Origin of the sequence: Qipengyuania sp. MTN3-11, from assembly GCF_042851825.1 — a bacterium.
GTDB lineage: Bacteria > Pseudomonadota > Alphaproteobacteria > Sphingomonadales > Sphingomonadaceae > Qipengyuania.
Map to the genome: position 1 here is coordinate 183,382 of NZ_BTGM01000001.1, position 16,999 is coordinate 200,380.

At 66.2% G+C, this 16,999-nt stretch carries 18 protein-coding genes; 12 read left to right on the forward strand and 6 right to left on the reverse strand.

Features of this window, described 5'->3' with window-relative positions; translation table 11 throughout:
* Nucleotides 1-33: 33 nt before the first annotated feature.
* Nucleotides 34-1,746, reverse strand: a complete 1,713-nt coding sequence (ggt, locus tag ACGHN1_RS00925; protein WP_390547524.1) for a gamma-glutamyltransferase — start codon at nt 1,744-1,746, stop codon at nt 34-36.
* 10 nt (nt 1,747-1,756) lie between these two features.
* Nucleotides 1,757-2,797, reverse strand: coding sequence for a quinone-dependent dihydroorotate dehydrogenase (locus ACGHN1_RS00930; protein WP_390547526.1), 1,041 nt, complete (start codon nt 2,795-2,797; stop codon nt 1,757-1,759).
* Between the two features lie 279 nt (nt 2,798-3,076).
* Here ACGHN1_RS00930 and ACGHN1_RS00935 point away from each other — a divergent pair, with 279 nt between their 5' ends.
* The 10 genes from ACGHN1_RS00935 to ACGHN1_RS00980 all read left to right on the forward strand — a co-directional run bounded on the left by ACGHN1_RS00935 (nt 3,077) and on the right by ACGHN1_RS00980 (nt 10,771).
* Nucleotides 3,077-3,994 carry a helix-turn-helix domain-containing protein gene (locus tag ACGHN1_RS00935; RefSeq protein WP_390547528.1) on the forward strand — a complete coding sequence of 306 codons (918 nt, stop codon included), beginning with the start codon at nt 3,077-3,079 and terminating at the stop codon, nt 3,992-3,994.
* 105 nt (nt 3,995-4,099) lie between these two features.
* Complete coding sequence (locus tag ACGHN1_RS00940) at nt 4,100-4,522, forward strand: SUF system Fe-S cluster assembly regulator (RefSeq protein WP_390547530.1); 423 nt, start codon at nt 4,100-4,102, stop codon at nt 4,520-4,522.
* Entirely contained in the window at nt 4,519-6,000 is a 1,482-nt protein-coding gene (sufB, locus tag ACGHN1_RS00945; RefSeq protein ID WP_390547531.1) for a Fe-S cluster assembly protein SufB, read from the forward strand. Before ACGHN1_RS00940 ends, sufB begins: the two co-directional genes overlap by 4 nt.
* A 247-nt stretch (nt 6,001-6,247) precedes the next feature.
* On the forward strand, nt 6,248-6,781 hold the full coding sequence (locus ACGHN1_RS00950; RefSeq protein ID WP_390547533.1) for a DUF559 domain-containing protein: 534 nt from the start codon (nt 6,248-6,250) through the stop codon (nt 6,779-6,781).
* A gap of 2 nt (nt 6,782-6,783) precedes the next feature.
* Nucleotides 6,784-7,530: a Fe-S cluster assembly ATPase SufC gene (gene sufC / locus ACGHN1_RS00955; protein WP_390547535.1), complete on the forward strand. Its 747-nt coding sequence runs from the start codon at nt 6,784-6,786 to the stop codon at nt 7,528-7,530.
* Nucleotides 7,527-7,934, forward strand: a complete 408-nt coding sequence (locus ACGHN1_RS00960) for a hypothetical protein (RefSeq protein ID WP_390547536.1) — start codon at nt 7,527-7,529, stop codon at nt 7,932-7,934. The genes sufC and ACGHN1_RS00960 overlap by 4 nt, the downstream gene beginning before the upstream one ends.
* Nucleotides 7,931-8,680, forward strand: a complete 750-nt coding sequence (locus ACGHN1_RS00965) for a SufD family Fe-S cluster assembly protein (protein WP_390547538.1) — start codon at nt 7,931-7,933, stop codon at nt 8,678-8,680. The genes ACGHN1_RS00960 and ACGHN1_RS00965 overlap by 4 nt, the downstream gene beginning before the upstream one ends.
* Nucleotides 8,681-8,733: 53 nt before the next feature.
* On the forward strand, nt 8,734-9,906 hold the full coding sequence (locus tag ACGHN1_RS00970) for a cysteine desulfurase (RefSeq protein WP_390549717.1): 1,173 nt from the start codon (nt 8,734-8,736) through the stop codon (nt 9,904-9,906).
* On the forward strand, nt 9,903-10,415 hold the full coding sequence (locus tag ACGHN1_RS00975; RefSeq protein ID WP_390547540.1) for an SUF system Fe-S cluster assembly protein: 513 nt from the start codon (nt 9,903-9,905) through the stop codon (nt 10,413-10,415). The genes ACGHN1_RS00970 and ACGHN1_RS00975 overlap by 4 nt, the downstream gene beginning before the upstream one ends.
* The gene (locus ACGHN1_RS00980; protein WP_390547542.1) at nt 10,412-10,771 is read left to right on the forward strand and encodes a HesB/IscA family protein; all 360 of its coding nucleotides are present in this window, start codon (nt 10,412-10,414) and stop codon (nt 10,769-10,771) included. Before ACGHN1_RS00975 ends, ACGHN1_RS00980 begins: the two co-directional genes overlap by 4 nt.
* Before the next feature lie 30 nt (nt 10,772-10,801).
* On the opposite strand, the gene ACGHN1_RS00985 is transcribed toward ACGHN1_RS00980, so the two are convergent.
* Both ACGHN1_RS00985 and ACGHN1_RS00990 read right to left on the reverse strand, forming a co-directional pair.
* Nucleotides 10,802-11,230, reverse strand: coding sequence for a hypothetical protein (locus ACGHN1_RS00985; protein WP_390547544.1), 429 nt, complete (start codon nt 11,228-11,230; stop codon nt 10,802-10,804).
* Nucleotides 11,217-11,921, reverse strand: a complete 705-nt coding sequence (locus tag ACGHN1_RS00990; RefSeq protein WP_390547546.1) for an EI24 domain-containing protein — start codon at nt 11,919-11,921, stop codon at nt 11,217-11,219. Before ACGHN1_RS00990 ends, ACGHN1_RS00985 begins: the two co-directional genes overlap by 14 nt.
* A 117-nt stretch (nt 11,922-12,038) precedes the next feature.
* On the opposite strand from ACGHN1_RS00990, the gene ACGHN1_RS00995 reads away from it, so the two are divergent.
* The gene (locus ACGHN1_RS00995) at nt 12,039-13,040 is read left to right on the forward strand and encodes an adenosine kinase (RefSeq protein ID WP_390547548.1); all 1,002 of its coding nucleotides are present in this window, start codon (nt 12,039-12,041) and stop codon (nt 13,038-13,040) included.
* Here ACGHN1_RS00995 and ACGHN1_RS01000 read toward each other — a convergent pair.
* Both ACGHN1_RS01000 and purD read right to left on the reverse strand, forming a co-directional pair.
* Nucleotides 13,037-14,233, reverse strand: coding sequence for a tetratricopeptide repeat protein (locus tag ACGHN1_RS01000; protein ID WP_390547549.1), 1,197 nt, complete (start codon nt 14,231-14,233; stop codon nt 13,037-13,039). The genes ACGHN1_RS00995 and ACGHN1_RS01000 overlap by 4 nt on opposite strands.
* Nucleotides 14,234-14,252: 19 nt before the next feature.
* Nucleotides 14,253-15,542: a phosphoribosylamine--glycine ligase gene (gene purD / locus ACGHN1_RS01005; protein WP_390547551.1), complete on the reverse strand. Its 1,290-nt coding sequence runs from the start codon at nt 15,540-15,542 to the stop codon at nt 14,253-14,255.
* On the opposite strand from purD, the gene xseA reads away from it, so the two are divergent.
* On the forward strand, nt 15,541-16,989 hold the full coding sequence (gene xseA, locus ACGHN1_RS01010; RefSeq protein WP_390547552.1) for an exodeoxyribonuclease VII large subunit: 1,449 nt from the start codon (nt 15,541-15,543) through the stop codon (nt 16,987-16,989). The two genes, purD and xseA, sit on opposite strands and share 2 nt — an antisense overlap.
* The last annotated feature ends 10 nt before the right edge of the window (nt 16,990-16,999 follow it).

Below are 16,999 nucleotides of genomic sequence, written 5' to 3' on the forward strand. Positions count from 1 at the left end.
TTAGGAGCCCGATGCCGTTACGGCAAGCGCGTCTCAGGGAAGCTCGACCAACGCTTCGACGCGGGGATCGCGCGCGGAAATCCACCGATCGCCCTGGCGCAGCACGCCGCCGCTCTTGAGCCCGACGGGCCGGGCCGCGACTTGCTCATGACCGAGCGCGCGGAGGGTCGGGATGGCGTCCACGAGCCATGTGCCCTCTTCCACCAGCACGGCGTCGTCGAACGCCATGATGAAGGGCAGGCCGAGCGCCTCGTCGAGCGGCAGGCCGAAGTCGATCACGCCGACGATGCTTCGCGCCGTCTGCACGGGTATGGTCGTTCCCCCCGCCGCTCCCACGGCGAGCAGGGGCCGACCCTGCGGATCGTAGACCACGGTCGGCGACATCGAGCTGCGCGGGCGCTTGCCGCCCTCCACCCGGTTGGCGACTTGGCGGCCATCGACCTCGGGCGAACGGCTGAAATCGGTGAGTTCGTTGTTGAGATAGAAGCCACCAACCATAAGTCCGGAGCCAAACGCGCCCTCGATGGTCGAGGTATAGCTGACCATGGTCTGGTCGGCATCGACCACGGCGAAATGCGATGTGCCGTGTTCCTCGGGCTCGTCGCCATCGGCCATCAGGGCCATTGCACCGGGCGGCGTGCCGGCATCGACCTCGGCCAGGGTGCCGTCCGGTGAAATCAGCTCCGCCCGCCGGGCGAGATAGCCGCGATCGATCAGTCCGGCGACCGGCACGTCGACGAAGTCACTGTCCGCCAGATAGATTTCGCGATCGGCATAGGCGAGCCGCTGTGCTTCGACGAACAGGTGCCAGACCGTCGGGCTCTTTACGCCCAGGGCCGCGAGATCGAAGCGTTCGAGCATCGCCAATATCTGCAGCACCGCGATCCCGCCCGATGTCGGCGGGCCCATCGAGCAGACGCGGTGTGCGCGATAGGTGCCGCAGACCGGGGCGCGGTCCTTGGCCTCGTAGGCCGCGAAATCCGCGGCGGTCATGGCCGGCGCGCGCGGCGTGGCCTCGGCGATCGCACCGCTCCAGCTCCCGACTTCGGCCCCGGTATAGAAACGCGAGGGATCGGCCGCGAGCGCCTCCAACGTGCGCGCGAGCGCCTCGTTCGTGACGAGGTGGCCGACGGGACGCGGTTCGCCCGTCTCGTCGAAGAACAGCTCGCGGCCGAGCGATGTGAGCGCCGCCCGATCGCGCGAATCGGCGAGCGACCGGTTGAGGCGCGGATTGATGACGAAGCCTTCGCGCGCCAGCCGGATGGCGGGTTCGAACAGCTCGGCCCATTCGAGCCGGCCGTGCTCGGCATGCGCCTTGGCGGCGAGCGCGATATTGCCGGGCACGCCGACGCTGAGGCCGCTGCGGACCGATTCGATGAAGGGCGGGAGCTCGCCGTCCCCGGTCAGGAACCAGTCGGGCGTCGCGCCGGCCGGGGCGGTCTCGCGGCCGTCATAGGTTGCGATTGCGCCCTCTCGCGTCCCCCGCACGATGAAGCCACCGCCGCCGATCCCGGAACTTTGCGGCTCGACCACGGTCAGCGCCAGCATCACCGCGATCGCCGCATCGGTCGCGCTGCCGCCGCGGCGGAGCATTTCCATTCCGGCTTCTTCTGCGCGCGGATCGGCGGCGCTGACGGTGCCGAGGAACGCGCTGCCAATGGCGTCAGGCGCCGTATCTGCAAGTGGTGTCGTGGCGCAGCCGGCGAGTGCGACGGCGGCGAAGGAAGCGAGGAAATTGCGAAGCATGGAATCGGCGTTATTCGCTTCCGACCGCTTCGGCAATCGAGGTAAAGCCGTCGCGCCGCATCAGGCGCTCCAGCCCGTGCACGATCCGTCCCGGCAGCGCCGGGCCCTCGTAGACCATCGCGCTGTAGAGCTGGACCAGGCTCGCGCCGGCGCGGATACGCGCCCAAGCGTCCTCGGCGGAAGCTATGCCGCCGACGCCGATCAGCGGAAGCGCGCCATTCGTCGCCTTGCGAAAATCGCGCAGCCGCTCGAGCGCAAGCTGGCGCAGCGGTTCCCCGGACAGCCCTCCCGATTCCCTCGCCTGAGTCGAACGCAGGGGCGGCCGCGAAACGGTGGTATTCGAAACGATCAGGCCCTCAAGATCGCTGTCCAGGGCGATGCGGGCGATGGCGTCGATATCGGCGGGTTCCAGATCGGGCGCGACCTTGAGGAACACCGGCGGTCCCGCTGCCCCCCGCGCCTCGAACACCGCGTCGAGCAGGCCGGTGAGAGCGCTCTCGTCCTGCAATGCGCGCAGGCCCGGAGTGTTGGGGCTGGAGATGTTGACCGCGAGATAATCCGCCAGCGGCGCCATCAGCCGCGTCATCGCGGCATAGTCGGCGATGCGATCGGCGCTTTCCTTGTTGGCACCGATGTTGATGCCGAGAACTCCTCCGCGTGCCCCGCTGCGCCTCGGACGGCGTGCGAGCCGCGCCGCCGCCGCCTCGCCCCCGCGATTGTTGAATCCCATGCGGTTGATCACGGCGCGGTCCTCCACCAGCCGGAACAGTCGCGGCTTGGGATTGCCGCGCTGCGGCAGCGGAGTGATCGAACCCACTTCGACCGCGCCGAAACCCAGCCCGAACATCGCATTGGGTACTTCACCATCCTTGTCGAACCCGGCAGCGAGTCCGAGGGGATTGGCGAAGCGCAGTCCGGCCACGTCGATCGCCAGCTGGCCGGGTTCGGGCGGGCGCCGCGCAGGTGCGGCCTTCAGCATGCGGATCGTGAGGCGGTGGGCCCGCTCCGGATCGACCCGGAACAACGCCGGCCTGAACAGCGGGAACAGCATGGACCGATCCCTATGGCGGCATGGGCGGGGTGTCGAGGCGAAGATATGACAGCATTTTTCATCGCCGCTTGGCCGGCGATGTCGCTTGCATACAATGCCCGCAAACCAATTCGGAGTATAGCCCTCCTGCGACCCGAAGGGCTCGAAGCAATCATGCAACGGGTTCCTCGACTTCAGTGGGCGGTTCCCAATCTGGGAATCGCCCTTTTTTTCGAGCGACTGGATTTGCCCACCGGTTTGCGCCACACTCCCCCAGGGAGCGCGACAACAGGGTTGCGAATGGTGAGAGGAAGTCTTTCACGGCGACACGTCGAGTCGCAGCTAACGCCTGCGCACCGTTTCACGCTCGACTATCTCGGCACGCCACATGAACTGGCCGACTACGTCACGACTTTCTACCATTTTCGTTGCGACGATGCCCGGATCGACGATATCCAGCCCGCGGCGGTGGGGCATCTGACCCTCTTTCCCAGGGGCGAGGGGCATATGTGCCGACCCGATGGCGGTGCCGATCCCTCGCACGAGGTCAATCTGCTGACGCCCTTCGCCGTAGCCGCGCACTTTTCCATGGCCGGTCCGTTTCACGCGATCGGTGCCGCGCTTACCCCGCTCGGCTGGGCGGCGCTCACGGGGCTCGACGCGAAGGTCCATGCGAATCGCCTTTACGACGCCGGAGACTGGCTCGATGCCGATCTCGTTCGGCGCGGCCGGGCTCTCTGCCAGGACTATCGGGAGGGGCGGGCTGATGCGGGGGCCTGCGCTGCCGCTCTCGGAGCCTTGATCCTCGCCGCAGTCACCCCGATCACTCCGGGACACAGGCGGTTGATCGCTGCGACCAGCAACTGGTTGGCGAGTGCCCTGGTGCCCGATCTCGACCGGCTTTATGCCACCAGCGGCTATTCCCAGCGGCAGACGCAGCGGCTGGTGGAACGCTATTTCGGTCTCGCTCCGGTGGCAGTCCGGCGCAAGTACCGCGCGCTTCGCGCCGCAACCCTGCTCTCGCTACCCGACCTGAGCGACGAATACGAAGCGCAGATTGCCGAAGCCTTCTACGATCAGCCCCACATGATTCGCGAGATCAGACTGTTCGTCGGGCGCACTCCGACTCATCTGGGAGAGGCGGACTCGCCATTTCTCAACGAGATGCTGGACGCCAGGAACATGCGCGAATTGAACGGCGACGGCGGCGGGTTTTAGCTGCAGCTCTAGCTGCTAACGACTCGCAAGACGGGAAATTGCGTTGAAACCCCGCTTTCCGGTTCATAGGTCCCCAATCGGAACGATATGGTCCAATTTGAGAATATGCGCCTTTCCAACCTCGCCGATTATGCCGTCCTGACGATGAGCGCAGCGGCCCGCCATTGCGGCGGGGCGAGGGCCAGTGCCGCCGAACTGGCTGCGGAGACCGGCTTGCCCGCTCCGACCGTGCAGAAGCTCGTCAGCAAGCTCAGCGCCGCCGGCCTGTTACGCTCGACACGTGGCACGGGCGGCGGGCTCCAGCTCGCACGGCCCGCCGCGGCGATCAGCATCGCCGACATCGTCGAGGCGGTCGAAGGCCCGATCGCGCTTACCGCCTGCATCGATGGCGGCACCTGCGCGGTCGATCACGATTGCAGTGTCCGGTCGCATTGGCCGGTCATCAACGACGCGTTGCGGGGGGCGCTGGCCGCCATTCCGCTCACGCAACTCGCCGCAACTCCGGCACCGACAAGAGAAATGGCATGACCGATACCATCGACATTCAGGACCGCGAGGCCCGCGAAGCTGCGGAAAAGGCCGCCGAATACGAATTCGGCTGGCATTCGGAGATCGACACCGAATTCGCGCCCAAGGGCCTCGACGAGGATACCGTTCGGTTCATTTCGGCCAAGAAGAAAGAGCCGGAATGGATGCTCGAATGGCGTCTCAAGGCCTTCCGCATCTGGCAGCAGATGGAAGAGCCCGACTGGGCCAAGCTCGGCTACCCGCCTATCGACTACCAGGACGCCTATTACTACGCCGCGCCCAAGAAGAAGGCGGAGCTGGAATCGCTCGACGAGCTCGATCCCGAGATCAAGCGGGTTTACGACAAGCTGGGCATTCCGCTGGGCGAGCAGGAAGTGCTCGCCGGAGTCAAAGGCGCGAAGAAGGTCGCGGTCGATGCGGTGTTCGACAGCGTCAGCGTCGCCACCAGCTTCCGCGAGGAGCTGAAGCGAGCGGGCGTGATCTTCCTCTCGATCAGCGAGGCGATCCGCGAGTATCCAAGCCTCGTGAAGAAATGGCTCGGCAAGGTCGTGCCGCAGCGCGACAATTATTTCGCCACGCTCAATTGCGCGGTCTTTTCCGACGGCACCTTCGTCTACATTCCCGAGGGCGTGCGCTGCCCGATGGAGCTCTCCACCTATTTTCGCATCAATGCCGAGAACACCGGCCAGTTCGAACGCACGCTGATCGTCGCGGAGAAGGGCAGTTACGTCAGCTATCTTGAAGGCTGCACCGCGCCGATGCGCGACGAGAACCAGCTCCACGCCGCCGTGGTCGAGCTGGTCGCGATGGACGATGCCGAGATCAAATATTCGACCGTGCAGAACTGGTATCCCGGCAATGCCGAGGGCAAGGGCGGGATCTACAATTTCGTCACCAAGCGGGGCCTGTGCCAGGGCGCGCGCTCGAAGATCAGCTGGACCCAGGTCGAAACCGGCAGCGCGGTGACGTGGAAATACCCCAGCTGCGTGCTCAACGGCGTCGACAGCGTGGGCGAATTCTACTCGGTCGCGGTGACCAACAATTACCAGCAAGCCGACACCGGCACCAAGATGATCCACAATGCCAGCGGCACGCGAAGCACGATCATCTCCAAGGGCATCAGCGCGGGGCGCAGCAACAACACTTATCGTGGCCGCGTGGCGGTGGCCGCGAATGCGGAAGGTGTGCGCAACCGCACCGAATGCGATTCCTTGCTGATCGGCGACCAGTGCGGCGCGCACACCGTGCCCTATATCGAGGTCAAGAATCCCAGCGCCCAGATCGAGCATGAGGCGACCACCAGCAAGATCTCCGACGACCAGCTCTTCTACGCCATGCAACGCGGGCTCGACGAGGAGGAAGCGATGGCGCTGATCGTCAACGGCTTCGCCAAGGACGTGATGAAGCAGCTGCCGATGGAATTCGCGGTCGAGGCGCAGAAGCTGCTGGCGATCTCGCTCGAGGGGAGTGTGGGGTGATAGTGGCTCTGCTCGTCTTGACGGCGTATTTGGCGGTTGGATCGCTGATGGCGATCCATGGGGCTGCGAACCTGGGTAGATCGCTTCGCACCAGCAGTACCAGTCTATGCACACATAAATACGGTAGGACTGATCAACCGGTCTTGTTTTGGTTGGGGATTTTCCTTTCGCTGGCGGCCATAGTCATTGGGCTGCCGCTGATCTTCGGATCTATCGCTGGCTTTCTGGGGACTTTCGGAACTCTGTGATGACTGACCGCAAAACCCTCCAGCTGCGCGACCCGTCCGAGGTCGACGAAGCGCCTGCCATCAAGAAGCGCGGGCGCGGGTGGGAGATTTCGGAGAAGCGGCTCGACGCGCTGCACGAGCGGGCGCGCGACATGCGGCGGCATGCGTCGGAGGTGCACAAGGCGCTCGCCGCGCGCTTCGCTGCCGAGGATTTCGGCAAGTACAAGTTCACCCGCCACACGGTGGTCGGCTCGGCGATCCTCGATTTCGTCTCGCACCCGCTCGGCCTCGCGGTGGATATCGAGGAGGAAGACGCCGACCCGCTGCAATCGCGCCGCGACAAGAGCCTCGCCGCGGTCGGCATCGAGGTGCTGCGTATTCCCGCTGCGAAGATCCTCGCCGAACCCGACGAGGCGATGGGTGACGTGTTCGAAGCCATGAACCGCCGGCTGCGCGACAAGCAAGCCGCGCGCCGCAGGCACGAAGCGGAAAACCCGCGCCAGACCAAACCCCGTTACGACCGCGACGGCAACGGGCCCTCGCGAAGGAAATGAAAATGCTGAAAATCGAAAACCTCCACGCCGAGATCGGCGGCAAGGAAATCCTCAAGGGCCTGACGCTCGAAGTAAATGCGGGCGAGGTCCATGCGATCATGGGGCCCAACGGCGCGGGCAAGTCGACCTTGTCCTATGTCCTTGGCGGCCGCCCGGGTTACGAAGTGACCGGCGGATCGGTGACCTTCGCCGGGAAGGATCTGCTCGACATGGAACCGCACGAACGCGCCGCCGCCGGTCTCTTCCTCGGCTTCCAGTACCCGGTCGAGATTCCCGGCGTCTCCAACGTCCAGTTCCTGCGCGAGGCCCTCAACGCCCAGCGCAAGGCGCGGGGTAAGGAGCCGCTGACCGGCGGTGAATTTCTCAAGCTCGCCAAGGAAAAGGCCGGGCTGCTCAAGCTCGACATGGAAATGCTCAAGCGCAACGTGAACGTCGGCTTTTCGGGCGGCGAGAAGAAGCGCGCCGAGATGGTCCAGATGGGCATTCTCGACCCTACCTTCGCCGTGCTTGACGAGACCGACAGCGGGCTCGACATCGACGCGCTGCGCGTGGTCGGCGACGGGATCAACGCGATCATGCGACAGCCCGACAAGGGCGTGCTGCTGATCACCCACTACCAGCGGCTGCTCGAATATGTCCGGCCGGATTACGTCCATATCCTCTCGCAAGGCCGCATCGTGCGGACGGGCGACGCCGCGCTCGCGGTCGAACTGGAGAAGGAAGGCTACGACGCGGTGATGGCGGCATGAGCATTCTCGCATCCATTCTGCTCGCCCAGGCGGCCGCCACGGCACCGCCGCCCCTGCCGACCTTCGTCACCCCGCCGAGCGAGGCGGTGGCCGAGGAAATCGTAGTCATCGGGCGCAAGCTCGACACCTGGAAGGGTGGCATTGCCAGTCAGGACGGCCAGATAGCCTGTCGCACCAAGCAGAGCACCGGCGACGAGGACGTCGACGCGATCCGCTGTGGCGCGATGCTGCGCTGTTTCGCACCGGAGGTCGAGGAAATGAACCGGCTGAGTGCGCTCGACGTGCCGGCCGAAGAGCGCAACCGGCTGATGCAGGCCCATGCGAAGACCCTGGTGCCGTGCCTCGATGCCGCCCACAAGGCGGGCATGCGCTATCTGGCCGAAGTGCGGGCGAGAGCGAAATGAGCGCGGCCCCGCTTCCGACCACCCGCGAAGAGGCCTGGCGCTATGCCGCCGTCGATCGGCTGACGTCCGTGCCCGAATGGACGGAGATGTCCATCGGTGCCGGGGAGACCTGGCGCGACTGCATCGTAGTCGAGGATGGCGACGACACGCCCGAGACCGATGTCCGCCGCCTGCGGATGAGCGTGGGCGAAGGCGGGCGCTGCGAGCTTTTTGCCGTGCTCTCCTCAGCCGAATATGCGCGGGTCGAGGTCGAGGTGACGCTGGCCAGGGGCGCGCATTTCGAATTCGGCGGGATCACAATCGGCGGTCGTCAAACGGTGCGCGAATTCGTCACCCGCACCATCCATGCCGAGCCCGAGGGGACCAGCAACCAGACCGTCCGCAGCGTCCATTGGGGCCAGGGGACGGGCAATTTCCTGGGTTCGATCGATGTCGTGCGGCACGCGCAGAAGACCGACGCAGCGCAGGATTTCAAGGGGCTGCTGCTCGAGAAAGGCGCGAGCGTGAACGCGGTGCCGCAGCTCGAGATCTTCGCCGACGACGTCAAATGCGCCCATGGCGCCACGGTCGGCCAGCTCGACGAGCAGGCGCGCTACTACATGGCGGCGCGCGGCCTTCCGCCCGAAGTTTCGCGGCGGTTGCTGGTGCAGGCCTTCATCGGCGATGCGCTGGTGGCGCTGGATGATGAAGAGACACGCGAGCGGCTGATGCGCATCGCGCTCGACAAGCTGGACCGCCACCTGTGAGCGAGGCCGCCATCCTCCTGCGCGACAATCGCCACCGGGCCGACTTTCCCGGCATGGTCACTGCGACCGGCGAGCCGTGGCATTATCTCGATACGGCAGCAACGGCGCAGAAGCCGCAGGCGGTGATCGACGCCATGGCGCGCGCGCTGGGCGAGGATTACGCCACCGTCCATCGCGGGGTATACTCGCGCAGCGCCGAGATGACGCTGGGCTACGAAGCGGCGCGGCGGCGTGTGGCGGATTTCGTCGGTGCGAAGGGCGAAAACGAGATCGTCCTCGTGCGCGGCGCGACCGAGGCGATCAATCTCGTTGCCCAGAGCTGGGGCGGGGCGAATTTGGGCGAAGGTGACCGGATCGTCCTCTCCACGCTCGAACACCATTCCAACATCGTCCCGTGGCAGATGCTGGCGGAGCGGACCGGTGCGGAAATCGACGTCTGCCCGCTGACCGAGGACCACCGCATCGATCTCGGGGCCCTCGAAGCCATGCTCGGTCCCCGCACGAAACTGGTCGCGCTGGCGCATGTCTCGAACGTGCTCGGCAGCGTGCTCGACGCGCGCGCCGCCGCCGATCTCGCGCATTCGGTGGGGGCGAAGTTGCTGCTCGACGGCTGTCAGGCTGCACCGCGCATGGCGCTCGATATGACCGCGCTCGACTGCGATTTCTACGCATTCTCGGGCCACAAACTCTACGGACCCACCGGCATCGGCGTGCTGTGGGCGCGCGAGGAATTGCTCGAGGCGATGCCGCCCTGGCAGGGCGGCGGCGCGATGATCGACAAGGTCGATTTCGGCGGCACCACCTACGCTCCGCCGCCGCAGCGGTTCGAAGCCGGCACGCCGATGATCACCGAGGTGATCGCGCTCCACGCGGCGATCGACTACGTCGATGCCGTCGGTCCAGAGCGGTTGTTCGCCCACGAGACCGCACTGGCGAAGCAATTGCGCGGCGCGCTGCGCAGCCTCAATTCGGTGACGCTGTTCGGCCCCGAGGACAGCGCGGGAATCGTCAGTTTTGCCATGAAGGGGGTTCACCCGCACGATCTCGGCACCATATTGGACGAGGAAGATGTCGCGATCCGGGCCGGACACCACTGCGCGCAGCCGCTGATGGAGCACCTCGGTGTCCCCGCCACCGCGCGGGCGAGCTTCGGGCTCTATTCGGACGAAAGCGACATCGAAGCGCTGATGCGCGGCATCGAACGCACCCAGAGGATTTTCGGATGAGCGACGAAAACAAGGACGAGAAGGATTTCGTGGCGGCGCCCGCCCCGAACGAGCAGGTGCTGGAAAAGCCGCCCCGCGCCCGTGTCGACGATGCAGTGGGCGATGTCTCCGAGGAATCGCCGCGCCAGACGATGGAGCGCAAGCGCGACTATCTCGAAGGCTTCCTGCAGAAGAAGCCCGACGAGGACGCTGCCGGCGGCCCCGGAGGCAAGCTCCAGCAGGATGTCGTCGCCGCGCTCAAGGAAATCTACGATCCGGAGATTCCGGTGAACATCTACGATCTCGGCCTGATCTACGGGGTCGAGGTGTCTGACGATGCCGACATCGTCGTCACCATGACGCTCACCACGCCGCACTGCCCCGTCGCCGAGACCATGCCGGGCGAAGTCGAACTGCGCGCCGCGAGCGTGCCCGGGGTGCGCGACGCGGAAGTAAATCTGGTATGGGATCCGCCCTGGGGCCCGGAAAAAATGACCGACGAGGCTCGCCTCGAACTGGGGATGCTATGACCGAGACCGCCACCAGACCGGCACCGAAGGCTGCCGTCGTCCTGACCGAGCGCGCCGAGGCGCGGATCGCCGAACTGATGGGCAAGGCGCCCGCGGACGCGATCGGGGTCAAGCTCTCCACGCCGCGCCGCGGTTGTTCGGGCCTTGCCTATTCGGTCGACTATGTCGGCGAAGAGGTGGCTCTGGACGAGAAGATCGAAACGACCGGCGGCACCTTCTACATCGACGGGGCCAGTGTCCTCTACCTGATCGGCAGCACGATGGACTGGGTCGAGGACGATTTTTCCGCCGGCTTCGTCTTCGCCAATCCCAACGCCAAGGGTGCGTGCGGCTGCGGCAAAAGCTTCATGGTCTGACCTTCGGCGACCGCCCAGGGGCCGCCCATGTCAGCGCCGCAACGCCGCGACACAGGCTGCGCGGTCGACATCGAGCGCATCGCTCGGCCGGCGCGCATCGACATAGGTGGCGGTCGGCTCGGCCCGTGGGCGGAGCGGATAGAGATAGACATCCAGCACGCAGGCCTCGCCGGCAAACTGCAGTTTCATCGCATCGCCTTCGTTCACCTCCAGCCGCGGCGGGCCGAAGAGATTGGCCAGCGCGGTCGCATCCTTGCCGATCACGCCTTCGAGACCGGGCAGATTCATCACCCGCGGCGCGATGAAGCCGCCGGTCGAAGGTGCCGGCTGAGGGCGCGGCTGGCTCATCGGCGGCGGAGCGGCCGCGGGCCGCGCGGGGGGCGGGGTCTGCTGGGCGGGCGGCGTGCTCACGCATCCGGCCAGCACCGCCGAGAGGATCGCGACGCTAGAAAGTCTCACTTTGCATTCTCCGATGAACCAGATGGGTCGCTGCGGCCGCGCCCAGCACCGGCGCGAGGAAATTGACGAAGGGCACGGCGAGCATCGCCGCCACCAGCCCGCCGAGCACGAACCGGGTCGCGGCCCCGACCGGCGGGGCGTCGGATTTGTCACGGCGGTGTCGCAGCCACACCATGTCCTGGAGTTCGCGGCCGAGCAGAACGGAGTTGACCAGCCAGAACACCAGCGGCGCGCCGATCGCGGTCGGCGCGAGCAGCGCCGCCACCGGAAGCGCCGCGGCATTGGCGATGACTGCCCGCAGGGTCGCGCCCGCCGAATGGCCCAGGCTCTCGGCAAAGGGCAGCGCGCGGGCGGATGCGGCCTCTCCCGGATAATGCCGCTTTTCGACCGCACGGACCACGTCCTCGGCGAAGAACTGGAGGACTGCCAGCGCGACCAGCCGGAACAGCAGCCAGCCCGCGACGATCGCCAGCGCCAGCGCGAGAATGCCAGCAAGGCCGCCGCTGTAATCGCCCGGGAGTAAGGCGAGTATCCAGCGCTCGATCGCCGCATCCAGCCCCCACCACAGGGCAGCGCCCGCTCCCAGGAATATCGCCAGCGTCACCAGCACGGTTTTCGCGAGTACCCGCAGGATCGCCGGGTCGCCGAGCTGGCCGAAGGACAATGCAAGGGCGCGGGGGAGCGACATCATCGGCGGGGCGTTGCGCATGGTCGCCGCACAAGTCAATCGCACCCTTGGCCCTGTCGCGACCAGCCGCTAACGCGCCCCGATCAAGCGAACCCCAGCTGCCTTTCCTCCGGAGAATTCATGACCGATAGCCCCGACCAGCCGCGTTACGACGTCATCGCCATCGGCAACGCCATCGTCGACGTCATGGCTCCTTGCGAGGACGCGCTGATCGAAGATCTCGGCCTTGCCAAGGGCGGGATGACGCTGATCGACACCGCACGGGCGGAGGAGCTTTACGCCGCCATGGGGCCGGCGAAGGAAATCTCCGGCGGCTCGGCGGCGAACACGTTGGCTGGGATGGCGGCGCTGGGCGCGCGATGCGCCTTCATCGGCCAGGTCGCGGACGATCAGCTGGGCGCGGTGTTCAGCCACGACATCCGCGCGGTCGGAGTCGATTTCGACACGCCGAAACGAAAAGCGGAGCCACCCACGGCGCGCTGCCTGATATTCGTGACGCCCGACGGCGAGCGGACGATGAACACCTTTCTCGGCGCGAGCCAGTTTCTGCCCCCCGCTGCGCTTGACGAAGCGTTGATCGCCAGCGCCGGCATCCTCTACCTCGAAGGCTATCTGTGGGACCCGGAGGAGCCGCGCAGCGCAATGCGCCGCGCAATCGAGGTCGCGCGCGAAACAGGCCGCAAGGTCGCCTTCACCGCCAGCGAGAGCTTCGTGATCGACCGCCACGGCGAGGATTTCCGCGCGCTCATCGCCGACGGGCTGATCGACATCCTGTTCGTCAACGAGACCGAACTGGCGAGCCTGACCGGGGAAACGAATTTCGACGCCGGGCTCGACGCATTGAAGGACAGCGTACCTGTCCTCGTCGCCACCCGCAGCGCCAAGGGTGCGGTCGCGATTGCCTCGGGCGAGCGCGCCGAAGTCCCCGCCGAACCCGTCGCCAAGGTCGTTGACACCACCGGCGCTGGCGACCTCTTCGCCGCCGGGTTCCTCACCGGGCACGCCCGCGAAGAAAGCCTGGAGCGCTGCCTGAAGATGGGCGCGATCTGCGCCGCCGAGGTGATTTCGCACTACGGCGCGCGGCCGGAGGCGGATTTGCAGGCGTTGGTGGTGGGCGCCTAGCCTTCGATCCGGATGGCGCCGGGTTGGGGCGTAAGCATTTCCAGCCGGTCGTCGTCATCACGCGCGAGGTCGAGTTCGCCGATGTCCCAGTAGGCGTCCGCACGCATATGAAGGGCGAACAAGTCCTTCGGATCGATCTTGATCGCGTCGGTAAGATAAGCAATCGCAGCCCGCTCGTCGCCTTCCTCGAGGGCAAGGATCGCTTTCGCATGGAGCACGATTAGCCATGCTTCGTCGTGCGGAGAGACTTCGGCAAAGTCCCGCTCCGCAGCTGGTCGGTTGTTCAGCCAAGCATTGGCAACACTTCGATTTGCCAAGGCGAAGCTATTGTCCGGATCGAGCCTGTGAGCCTGGGTGAAATCTTCTACCCCTCGATCGAAGCGCCCGGTGTTCGTGTGGGCCATACCCCTCTCAAAATAGGCTTCGAAGTCATCGGGCCGGAGCGCCAATGCTTTGCTGAAATCCTCGATACCCGAATAGGGATCATTGAGTTTCACATTGGCGAGGCCGCGATTGTAGAAGGTATGCGAATTTTCCGGATCGATCTCGATTGCGGCCGTGTAATCGGCACGTGCCTGAGCAAAGTTTTCGAGCCTGTAGTGAATACGTCCACGATCGGCCAGGATCTCGGCGATCCTCGCTGTCTCCAGACCGCCTTCCGCCAGCATGAGTTCGCACGACGCCAGTGCCTCGACAAGGTCACCCCTATCGTCGCATTCCGGCCGACCAAGGTCATATGCCAAGCCGAGTGAAAAGCCGAACAGAACGAGACCCAAAGCTCCATTCCACGCCATCGACGCCCAATAACGCACGGGCTGTTCTGTACGCGAATAGGCCTTCGAAAGACCGCGGATGAGAGGTTCGATCTCGCCATTGCGCCAGGCGGGAAGGAGGGTGCCGAGGGTCAGGCTGCTGATACCGCCCAGTACGATCGGCGGGAACCACCGGGACCCGGCCATCTCTTTCGCCCAAGGAGTGAAAACGAAGGTGCCGATCAAAACAAGGGCCGCAAGGATTGCGACACAGCGGAGCAGTTGGCCGGTCGATTTCCAGCTCAGATCTTCAGGCGGGAGGGTAATGTCACGGGGCGCATTGGCGTGCGTCAGGTACCGCCACACATAAGTTGCCGGTGCCCATGCCGCGACTGCGAGAACGACGACGATCCAGAATTGCGCCGAATTGACGTCAGTCATGATCGAAGAGCCATCGCGGTCAGCCCCGCTCCCGCTCGATCTCGCGCCAGCCGATGTCTCTCCGGCAGAACCCGCTTTCAAAGATCACCGCATCGACGGCGGCGTATGCCCCGGCCCGTGCAACGGTCACGTTCGCGCCGGTAGCGGTCACATTGAGGACACGGCCGCCGTTCGCCGCCAGCCCGCCGTCTTCGGCTCGCTTCGTCCCGGCGTGAAAGACCTTGGCGCCTTCTGCTTCCGCCGATTCCAGATCGATCGTCCCGCCCTTTTCCGGCGTGCCGGGGTAGCCCTTGCCCGCCATCACCACGGTCAGCGCAGCTTCGTCCGAAAAGCGCGGAGCTGCCACCTCGCCCAGCCGCCCTTGCGCGCAGGCGAGCATCAGTTCGCCGAGATCGCTTTCGAGCCGCATCATCAGGACCTGGCATTCGGGATCGCCGAAGCGGGCGTTGTATTCGATCAGGCTGGGGCCGTCCGCCGTCAGCATCAGGCCTGCGTAGAGCACACCCGAATAGGGCATGCCCTCCTCGCGCAGGGTCCGCACGGTGGGTTCGACGATCCGCTCCATCACCGCGCGCTGGAGCTTTTCGTCCAGCACCGGGGCGGGGGAGTACGCACCCATGCCCCCGGTGTTGGGACCGGTGTCGCCCTCGCCGACACGCTTGTGGTCCTGCGCGGTGCCGAAGGGGACGATGGTCTCGCCATCGGTCAGCGCGAAGAAGCTCGCTTCCTCGCCGGTGAGGAACTGCTCGATGACGACCTCGCTCCCGGCACTGCCGAATCTGCCACCGAACATGTCGTCGAGCGCGTGCTGCGCCTCCTCGCGGGTCTCGGCGATGACCACGCCCTTGCCCGCCGCGAGCCCGTCGGCCTTGAGCACGAAGGGCGCGTCGAAGCGCTTGAGCGCGCCCCAGGCCTCCTCGAGGCTGTGACAGCGGACGTATCTTGCCGTCGGGATACCGGCCCGTTCGCACAAATCCTTGGTGAAGCCCTTGCTGCCTTCGAGCTGCGCCGCCTCTCGCGACGGGCCGAACACCGGCACGCCCGCTGCGCGCAGCGAATCAGCAAGTCCGTCCACCAGCGGCGCCTCCGGCCCGATCACCACCAGGCCAATGTGGCTGGCCCGGCAAAAGCCGACGACCGCATCGTGATCGGCGGCGTCCAGCGGGATGCAGTCCGCATGGTCGGCGATGCCGGGGTTGCCCGGCGCGGCGTAGAGCGTATCTCCGGCATCCGCCAGCAGCCGGGATTGTGCCAGCTTCCACGCAAGGGCATGCTCGCGCCCGCCCGAGCCCAGCAGAAGGATATTCATGGCCACTCCCGAAGACGACATGTTCGACGACCCCGCCTTGGTAGCGCGCCCGCGGGAGGGGGACAACGCCGAGCCCCTGACGGTGAGCGAGATTTCGGGACTGCTCAAGCGGACAGTCGAGGACCGCTTCGGCTTCGTCCGGCTGCGCGGCGAGCTTTCGGGGGTGAAACGTGCCGCGAGCGGTCACCTCTACGCCTGCCTGAAGGACGACAGGGCGGTGATCGACGCGGTCATGTGGCGCTCGGCGACCCCGCGGCTTCCCTTCGTGCCCGAGGACGGGCTGGAGGTCGTCGCCAGCGGCAAGCTCACAACCTACCCCGGCCGTTCCAAATATCAGATCGTGATCGAGCGGATGGAGCTGGCCGGCGAGGGCGCACTGCTGGCGCTGCTCGAGAAGACCAAGGCCCGGCTGGAGGCCGAGGGCCTGTTCGCATCAGAACGAAAGCGTCCGCTGCCGTTTCTTCCGCGCACCATCGGGGTGGTGACCAGCCCGACAGGGGCGGTGATCCGCGACATTCTCCACCGGCTGGCGGATCGTTTCCCCACCCGCGTCATCGTCTGGCCGGTGCTGGTGCAGGGCCAGGGCGCGGCGGAGCAGGTCGCAGGCGCGGTGCGGGGTTTCTCCGCGCTGCCCGAAGGCCACGCCGACCGGCCCGACCTCGTGATCGTCGCGCGGGGCGGCGGTTCGGTCGAAGATCTGTGGAGCTTCAACGAGGAGGCGGTAGTCCGCGCCATCGCCGAGTGTTCGATCCCGACGATCAGCGCGGTCGGGCACGAGACCGACACCACGCTGGCAGATTACGCCGCCGACCGGCGCGCGCCCACGCCCACCGCCGCGGCGGAGATGGCGGTGCCGGTTCGCGCCGACCTCGCCGGGACCATTGCCGACCTCGTCCACCGCCAGAAGCAATGCGCGCTTCGGCCGGTCGTCCTCGGGCGCGAGCGTCTGGACGCGCGGGTCCAGCGCCTGCCGCGCATCGAGGCGCTGTTGCAACCCCAGTCCCAGCGGCTCGACGAGCTCGGCGAGCGTCTGCGGCGCGGGCTTACCGACAAGGCGGCGCGAGGGCGCGCCGGTCTCAGCGAATTGCGCCTTTCTCCCTCGCTTCTCCAGCGCAACTGGCGCGAGGCGCGCCAGGCGCTGGCCGGGCAGCGTTTCGATCCCGGTCTCGTCGCCCGTCCGCTGGTCGAACGGCGCGAGAGGCTGACGGCACTCGCGCGGGTGATGACCTCGCTCGACCCCGACAACGTCCTGCGGCGCGGCTACGTCCGTGTGGAGGACGGTTCCGGGCGGACGCTGACCGACAAGGCAGATGCGGCGAAAGAGGCAGCGCTCCAGCTCGTCTTCCGGGACGGCAGGCTGGACGTCGCGACCGGTGTTGCCGCTCCTGCCCGCAAGGTGCCGCGTCCCAAAGGTGCGTCGCCGGGCCAGGACGATCTGTTCGCGTAATTGTGAGGTT

What these genes read in the sequence shown, in the direction of transcription:
- ACGHN1_RS00930 (WP_390547526.1), bottom strand. Translation starts at nt 2,797, where the DNA reads ATGCTGTTCCCGCTGTTCAGGCCGGCGTTGTTCCGGGTCGATCCGGAG.
- ACGHN1_RS00995 (WP_390547548.1), top strand. Translation starts at nt 12,039, where the DNA reads ATGACCGATAGCCCCGACCAGCCGCGTTACGACGTCATCGCCATCGGC.
- sufB (WP_390547531.1), top strand. Translation starts at nt 4,519, where the DNA reads ATGACCGATACCATCGACATTCAGGACCGCGAGGCCCGCGAAGCTGCG.
- ACGHN1_RS00935 (WP_390547528.1), top strand. Translation starts at nt 3,077, where the DNA reads ATGGTGAGAGGAAGTCTTTCACGGCGACACGTCGAGTCGCAGCTAACG.
- ACGHN1_RS00975 (WP_390547540.1), top strand. Translation starts at nt 9,903, where the DNA reads ATGAGCGACGAAAACAAGGACGAGAAGGATTTCGTGGCGGCGCCCGCC.
- xseA (WP_390547552.1), top strand. Translation starts at nt 15,541, where the DNA reads ATGGCCACTCCCGAAGACGACATGTTCGACGACCCCGCCTTGGTAGCG.
- ACGHN1_RS00980 (WP_390547542.1), top strand. Translation starts at nt 10,412, where the DNA reads ATGACCGAGACCGCCACCAGACCGGCACCGAAGGCTGCCGTCGTCCTG.
- ACGHN1_RS00940 (WP_390547530.1), top strand. Translation starts at nt 4,100, where the DNA reads ATGCGCCTTTCCAACCTCGCCGATTATGCCGTCCTGACGATGAGCGCA.
- ggt (WP_390547524.1), bottom strand. Translation starts at nt 1,746, where the DNA reads ATGCTTCGCAATTTCCTCGCTTCCTTCGCCGCCGTCGCACTCGCCGGC.
- ACGHN1_RS00990 (WP_390547546.1), bottom strand. Translation starts at nt 11,921, where the DNA reads ATGATGTCGCTCCCCCGCGCCCTTGCATTGTCCTTCGGCCAGCTCGGC.
- ACGHN1_RS01000 (WP_390547549.1), bottom strand. Translation starts at nt 14,233, where the DNA reads ATGACTGACGTCAATTCGGCGCAATTCTGGATCGTCGTCGTTCTCGCA.
- purD (WP_390547551.1), bottom strand. Translation starts at nt 15,542, where the DNA reads ATGAATATCCTTCTGCTGGGCTCGGGCGGGCGCGAGCATGCCCTTGCG.
- ACGHN1_RS00970 (WP_390549717.1), top strand. Translation starts at nt 8,734, where the DNA reads ATGGTCACTGCGACCGGCGAGCCGTGGCATTATCTCGATACGGCAGCA.
- ACGHN1_RS00950 (WP_390547533.1), top strand. Translation starts at nt 6,248, where the DNA reads ATGACTGACCGCAAAACCCTCCAGCTGCGCGACCCGTCCGAGGTCGAC.
- sufC (WP_390547535.1), top strand. Translation starts at nt 6,784, where the DNA reads ATGCTGAAAATCGAAAACCTCCACGCCGAGATCGGCGGCAAGGAAATC.
- ACGHN1_RS00965 (WP_390547538.1), top strand. Translation starts at nt 7,931, where the DNA reads ATGAGCGCGGCCCCGCTTCCGACCACCCGCGAAGAGGCCTGGCGCTAT.
- ACGHN1_RS00960 (WP_390547536.1), top strand. Translation starts at nt 7,527, where the DNA reads ATGAGCATTCTCGCATCCATTCTGCTCGCCCAGGCGGCCGCCACGGCA.